Raw genomic sequence first — 6,199 nt, 5'->3', positions numbered from 1 at the left:
AACGCCCAGCCGATGGGCTTCTACTCCGCGGCGACCCTCACCGCCGATGCCCGCCGGCACGGCGTGCAGGTGCGCCGCCCCGATCTGCATCGCTCCGGTGCCGCGAACGGGCTGGAGCCTCTGGGCGAGCAGGCCGCGCCCACGGGCAGGGACGACTGCCTGGAGCCGGATCAGCCGGTGCCTTTCCCCTTCAGAGCAGGCAATCCGGATGAATCGGCATCCCACCGTCGAGACGGCGCCTTCGCCGTGCGCCTCGGGCTCGAGGGGATACGGGGAATCGGCCGCCCCACGGCCGAGCGCATCGTCGATGAGAGGGAGGCGCACGGGCTCTACCGCGATCTGAACGACCTGGTGCGCCGCACCGATGTCACTGCGGCGCAGGTCGAGGCGCTCGCCGCAGCGGGCGCCGTCGAGTTCTTGGGATTGAACCGTCGGGAGGCGATCTGGCTGTCCGGGGCCGCGGCTGAAGACCGTGCCCAGTATCTTCCGGGCACCACGGTCTCCGTGCAGCCGCCGCTGTTCACGGATCAGAGCAGCTATGAGCGACTTGCCGCCGACCTGTCGACGACGGGGGTCTCCACCGATGATCATCCGCTGGCGCATTTCCGTCCGGCGCTACGGGATCGCGGTGTGCTCACCGCCGCGCAGTTGCGTGATCATGAGCCCGGTCGGCGCATCGAGGTGGCCGGTCTCGTGACGCACCGCCAGCGCCCGTCGACGGCCGCGGGGATCACGTTCCTGAACCTCGAGGACGAGCACGGCCTGGTCAATGTGGTCTGCTCTCCGGGCGTCTGGGCCCGCTACAGCCGCGTCGCTCGGGATTCCCCCGCGCTCGTCGTCCGCGGCATCCTCGAGCGCTCCCCCGAGGGCGTCATCAATGTCCTGGCGGACGCCTTCGAGGACCTGCGCACCGGTTTTGCGCACCGCTCCCGCGACTTCCGGTGAGTGGTGGCCTTCATCCGCGATCGACGCGCCCACCGTGACGAACTCGCATGGGAGTATTCACTTAGGTTAGGCTCACCTGGCACCACTCGCGGGTTTCGATGACGCCGCCGCGATCGTCATCGGACGACCGCGCACGCATGCACCTCACGACAGCCCTGATGCGAGTCCGCATTCCAGAAAGGCCTGTCATGTCCCACGCAATCTCGACCCGTTCCCGTCTCCTCGGCGGACTCGCCATCCTCTCGGTCGGCGCCCTCGCCCTGTCCGGCTGCGCGGCATCCGGTGAGGCGGAGGAAAACACCTCCACCGAGAACGAGAGCGCTGCCGGCGAGTGGCCCCGCACGTTCGAGAACGCCGACGGCACGACCACGGAGATCCCGGCACAGCCGAAGAACATCGTCTCCACCTCGGTCTCGACCTCCGGAACCCTTCTCGCCTTCGATGCTCCCGTCGTGGCTTCCGGTTCGGCCGGAAACGGCCAGTTCTTCTCGCAGTGGAGCGATGTCGCCGACGAGCGCGGCGTCGAGAACCTGTGGGCAGCTGGCGAGGTCGACCTCGAGGCCGTCTACGCCTACGAGCCCGACCTGATCGTCGTCTCCTCCTCCGGCGCTGACTCGGTCGCCGACCAGGTCGCCGAGCTGCAGGAGATCGCCCCGACGATCGTCGTCGACTACGGCGGACAGAGCTGGCAGGAGCTCGCCGCCGAGCTCGGCGAGGCCACCGGCATGGAGATCGAGGCCGAGGCAGCCGTCGCCGACTTCGACACCTATGTCGCCGAAGCCGCCGACAGCATCACGGTTCCCGCCGGCGAGGCGAACATCATCTCCTTCAACGGTGCCGGTGACGACAACCCCATCGCCCGCGCCGGTGGCGCTCAGGGCCAGCTGCTGACTGCTCTGGGCTTCACGATCGAGGACCCGAACACGGAGTGGCACACGCAGGACAACACCCGTGCGGACTTCGTCTGGGCTCCGTTCGAGCGTCTGACCGAGCTCACGGGTGACACGACCTTCATCCTCAGCCAGGATGACGAGGGCGCTCAGGCCTTCGCCCAGGACCCGGTTCTCGCGAACGTCCCCTCGGTGAAGGCCGGTCAGGTCTACGGCCTCGGCAAGAACTCGTTCCGCATCGACATGTACAGCGCGACCGAGATCGTCGACGGCATCGTCGCGAACTTCGGCAAGTAATGCCACCGGCGGCGCCGGGTTCTCTCCCGGCGCCGCCTTCGCAGTTCCGCCCATGGATTCTCCCCCTCCTCTCCGTTTCGCCCGGCGCCGCCTCGGCCTCATCGCCCTCTGCGCGATCCTCGTCGTCGGCGTCTTCGCCAGCGCGTGCATCGGCACCCTCAGCATCCCGCCGCAGACGACGTGGAATGCGCTCTTCGCCTTCGACCCCGAGAACACCGCGCATCTGCTGGTCGTGCATCAGCGCATTCCGCGTGCGCTTCTCGGCGTGGTCGTCGGGCTCTGCCTGGGCGTCGCGGGCGCCGTGATGCAGGCTCTGACGCGCAACCCGCTCGCCGAGCCGGGCATTCTCGGCGTCAATGCCGGCGCCGCGGTCGCGATCGCCGTGGGCATCGCCTTCTTCGGCATCACGGATGCCTCCGGCTATATGTGGCTGGGCCTGATCGGCGCGGCGATCGCCGGGTTCGCGGTCTACAGCCTCGGCGGTGTGCGCACGGGCACCAACCCGGTGCGGCTCGTGCTCGCCGGCGCCGCGTTGAGCGTGGTTCTCGGCGCCCTCACCCAGCTCGTGCTCGTCAACAGCATCGACGATGTCTTCGACCGTTACCGGCACTGGATGGTCGGCTCCCTGGCCGGACGCGGTTATGAGGTGCTCGGCTCTGTCAGCATCCTGGCCGCCATCGGCCTCGTTATGGCGATGGCGCTCGCCCGCTCCCTCGACTCGGCGATGCTGGGCGAGGATCTCAGCCGGGCGCTGGGCGGCAGTCCGGGCCGGGTGTGGGCGCTGGCCGGCCTCACGGTGATCATTCTCGCGGGCGCCGCTACCGCCGGTGCGGGCCCCATCGCCTTTCTCGGTCTCGCCGCGCCCCATCTCGCCCGCCTCCTCGCGGGTGTCGACCACCGGTGGGTTCTTCCCTACTCGGGCCTGCTGGCCGCGGTGCTCATGGTTCTCGCCGACACGCTCGGTCGCGTGATTCCGCAGAACGGCGAGGTCAGCGTCGGCATCATGGTGGCTCTTCTGGGTGGCCCGTTCTTCGTCGTCCTCGTTCGCCGCCGCCGGATGGTGCAGCTATGACCCCCGCAACCGCTCGGCCCGTCCGGGTCATCCGCCGAGGTTCCTTCTCACTGGTGCTGTCGCACCGGCTGATCACCGTCACGGCCGTGCTCCTGGCCCTCACCGCCGTGCTCGGCGTGGTCGCGATGACGATCGGCACTCTGCCTATCCCGTTCGCGAACGTCGTTTCGGCCCTGTTCGGCGCACCGGAGACGGTGAGGGACGGCAAGGTCATCCAGAACATCCGCCTTCCCCGCGTTGTGACGGCGATCTTCGCCGGAGCGGCGCTGGGTGTCTCCGGAGCCGTTTTCCAGTCGGTTTCGCGCAATGCGCTCGGCTCCCCCGACGTGATCGGGTTCACAACGGGGGCGGCGACGGGCGCCATCGTGCAAATCGTCCTGTTCCAGGCACCCGCCCTGCAGGTCGCGCTCGGCGCGGTGATCGGCGGTCTGCTGACCGCGGTGGTCGTCTACCTCCTCTCCCGCAAGGGCCGGGTCACCGGCGGCTACCGCCTCATCCTCATCGGCATCGGCGTGGGCGCTGTCCTCAGCGCGGTGAACGGTCTGCTGCTGGTCACCGGAGATCTCGACAACGCGATCGCCGCGAACCTGTGGCTGTCGGGGTCGTTGGATGCCCGTAAATGGGCGCACGCCCTGCCGGTCATGATCGGGACCGTCGTGCTCATCCCCTGCGTCGCTGCTCTGGCACGGCGGGCGACGCTCATGGAGATGGGCGATGATCTGGCCCAGCAGCTGGGCGTGCGCGTGGAGCGCACGCGTGTTCTCCTCATGCTCCTCGCAGTCGCCCTCGCGGGTCTCGCGACCGGCGCCGCCGGCCCGATCGCGTTCATCGCGCTGGCCGCACCGCAGCTCGTGATCCGTCTGACGGCGACGCGCGGGATGCCGGTGCTGAGCGCCGCCGCGATGGGCTCGTGCCTGCTCGTGCTCGCGGATATCCTCACGCAGGTCATCCCGATCACGGCATCCATACCGATCGGCCGGATGACGGGCATCATCGGCGGCATCTACCTCATCTGGCTGCTCACCCGCTCGAAGCAGGTGTGACATGCGAAAGGACGACATGACCACGGCATCCGCTCTGCACGCGCAGGACGTCACGCTCTCTTATGATTCGCGTCTCGTGGCGGAGAATCTCGACGTCGCGATCCCGCACGGCAAGGTGACGGTCATCATCGGCCCGAACGCCTGTGGCAAGTCGACACTGCTGCGGGCGCTGTCGCGCCTGCTCGCCCCGACCGCCGGTCGTGTTCTTCTCGGCGAAGAGGATGTGCGCGCGATCGGGCCGAAGGATCTGGCGCGGCGTCTGGGTCTGCTGCCGCAGACATCGACGGCGCCCTTCGGGATCACGGTCGCCGACCTCATCGGGCGCGGACGGTTCCCTCATCAGCGGATGCTGCAGCAGTGGTCGAAGGAGGACGAGGAGGCCGTGCAGCGGGCGATGGCAGCGACGGGCGTCACGGAGCTCGCGGATCGTGCCGTGGAGGAGCTCTCCGGCGGTCAGCGCCAGCGGGTATGGATCGCCCTGCTGCTGGCGCAGGATGCTCCGCTCATGCTCCTGGATGAGCCGACCACGTATCTCGACATCGCCCACCAGCTCGATGTCCTCGAGCTGTGCCGTCGCCTCAACCGGGAGGAGGGGCGCACGATGGTGCTCGTGCTGCATGACCTGAACCAGGCGGCGCGCTATGCGGATCATCTCGTGGTGATGAAGCAGGGCACGCTCGCAGCCGCTGGGGCCCCGGAGGAGATCCTCACGGAGGAGCTGATCGAGCGGGTGTTCGGCCTGACATCGCGGATCGTCCCGGACCCGGTGTTCGGCAGCCCGATGGTCATCCCGATCGCGAGCACCTCGGCATGACGATCATCGACGAGGTGCGAGCACGGCTCGTCGACGGAGACGCGGCAGCGCTCGAGGCGTTCTGGGGCGGCCTGCGCACCCCGGTGATCGAGCCGGTCGACGGCTCCACCGACGAGATGCGGGCGACCTTCTTCTGGCGGGATGCCACGGCCGAGGCCGTCGTCATCACGATCAACCGCATCACCGAGAGCCTGGATGAGGGGCGCATGGAGCGCATTCCCGGCACGGATGTCTGGTTCCGCTCCTTCCTGCTCGGCGCCGACTGGCGCGGCTCGTACACGGTGCTGCCTCTGGATGCGCAGGGTCTGAGTGATATCGGCGAGCGCGAGCCCCGCTGGGCGATGCGCATCGTGCGCGAGCAGGGGCGGCTCGATCCCCGGAACCCGGTGGCGATCCGTACGCATGGCGGTCGCGCTTCGGTCGCCGAGATGCCGGGCGCGATGCCGCTGCCATGGCCCGATCGTCTCGCGACGGTCCGCGGGGCGATGAGCGAGCATCGCCTCGACCACGGGCGCCGCGTTTGGGTGCACCGGCCCGCCGGCGACGATGGGCTCACGCCACGACCGGTCGTGATCCTCCTCGATGGCGAGGTCTGGCAGGACTCCGCTGACGCGGCGAGCGCCGTCGATGCGCTCGCCGAGGCCGATGGCCTGCACGCTCCTTATCTCGTGATGGTGGATGCCGAGGGGCCCCGCCGCATGACGGATCTCAGCATCGACGGCGGCATGAGCGAGGAGATCGTGACCCGGATTCTGCCGTGGGTGCGCGATCTTCTGCCGATCAGCACGGACCCCGCGGATGTGATCGTCTCGGGTGAGAGCCTGGGCGGCCTGACGGCGTTGAAGACGGCGTTCGATCATCCGGGGATTGTCGGCTCGGCGATCGCCCAGTCCTCGTCGCTGTGGCAGCACGACATGCTCGAGCGTGCGGCGAGCGCTGCGCCCGTGCGGCTCTTCCTCACGGCGGGCAGCCACGAGGACCGTCTGGTCGGCGAGAACCGTGCGCTCGTCGCGCAGCTGGAGGGTTCTGCGCACGAGCACCACTACATCGAGTACAACGGCGGGCACGACATGGCCTGGTGGCGGGGCCTGTGGGCCGAGGGCGTGCGGCACCTGCTGCAGCGCTGATGCGCTCTTCC

At 68.9% G+C, this 6,199-nt stretch carries 6 protein-coding genes; all 6 read left to right on the top strand.

The features are described from left to right. On the top strand, positions 1 to 945 hold a 945-nt coding region (locus tag Q0Z66_RS05465; protein ID WP_366938975.1), incomplete at its 5' end, for an OB-fold nucleic acid binding domain-containing protein. Between the two features lie 188 nt (positions 946 to 1,133). After that, positions 1,134 to 2,132, top strand: a complete 999-nt coding sequence (fepB, locus tag Q0Z66_RS05460; protein WP_298038663.1) for a Fe2+-enterobactin ABC transporter substrate-binding protein — start codon at positions 1,134 to 1,136, stop codon at positions 2,130 to 2,132. Between the two features lie 52 nt (positions 2,133 to 2,184). Then, entirely contained in the window at positions 2,185 to 3,204 is a 1,020-nt protein-coding gene (locus Q0Z66_RS05455) for an iron ABC transporter permease (protein ID WP_298038660.1), read from the top strand. Continuing rightward, positions 3,201 to 4,247, top strand: a complete 1,047-nt coding sequence (locus Q0Z66_RS05450; protein ID WP_298038658.1) for an iron chelate uptake ABC transporter family permease subunit — start codon at positions 3,201 to 3,203, stop codon at positions 4,245 to 4,247. The genes Q0Z66_RS05455 and Q0Z66_RS05450 overlap by 4 nt, the downstream gene beginning before the upstream one ends. Position 4,248: 1 nt before the next feature. Then, a complete protein-coding gene (locus Q0Z66_RS05445) occupies positions 4,249 to 5,061 on the top strand; it encodes an ABC transporter ATP-binding protein (RefSeq protein ID WP_298038655.1) in 813 nt (270 codons plus the stop codon). Then, on the top strand, positions 5,058 to 6,188 hold the full coding sequence (locus Q0Z66_RS05440) for an alpha/beta hydrolase-fold protein (RefSeq protein ID WP_298038652.1): 1,131 nt from the start codon (positions 5,058 to 5,060) through the stop codon (positions 6,186 to 6,188). Before Q0Z66_RS05445 ends, Q0Z66_RS05440 begins: the two co-directional genes overlap by 4 nt. The last annotated feature ends 11 nt before the right edge of the window (positions 6,189 to 6,199 follow it).

The sequence above is a fragment of the uncultured Microbacterium sp. genome (assembly GCF_947632095.1).
In the GTDB taxonomy this organism is placed as follows: domain Bacteria; phylum Actinomycetota; class Actinomycetes; order Actinomycetales; family Microbacteriaceae; genus Microbacterium.
Note: the sequence above shows the minus strand (reverse complement) of the source record. Positions and strands in the feature narration are given on the sequence as shown.

Excerpts from the sequence above, each read along its gene's own strand:
- fepB (WP_298038663.1), top strand. The coding sequence starts at position 1,134 with ATGTCCCACGCAATCTCGACCCGTTCCCGTCTCCTCGGCGGACTCGCC.
- Q0Z66_RS05455 (WP_298038660.1), top strand. The coding sequence starts at position 2,185 with ATGGATTCTCCCCCTCCTCTCCGTTTCGCCCGGCGCCGCCTCGGCCTC.
- Q0Z66_RS05450 (WP_298038658.1), top strand. The coding sequence starts at position 3,201 with ATGACCCCCGCAACCGCTCGGCCCGTCCGGGTCATCCGCCGAGGTTCC.
- Q0Z66_RS05445 (WP_298038655.1), top strand. The coding sequence starts at position 4,249 with ATGCGAAAGGACGACATGACCACGGCATCCGCTCTGCACGCGCAGGAC.
- Q0Z66_RS05440 (WP_298038652.1), top strand. The coding sequence starts at position 5,058 with ATGACGATCATCGACGAGGTGCGAGCACGGCTCGTCGACGGAGACGCG.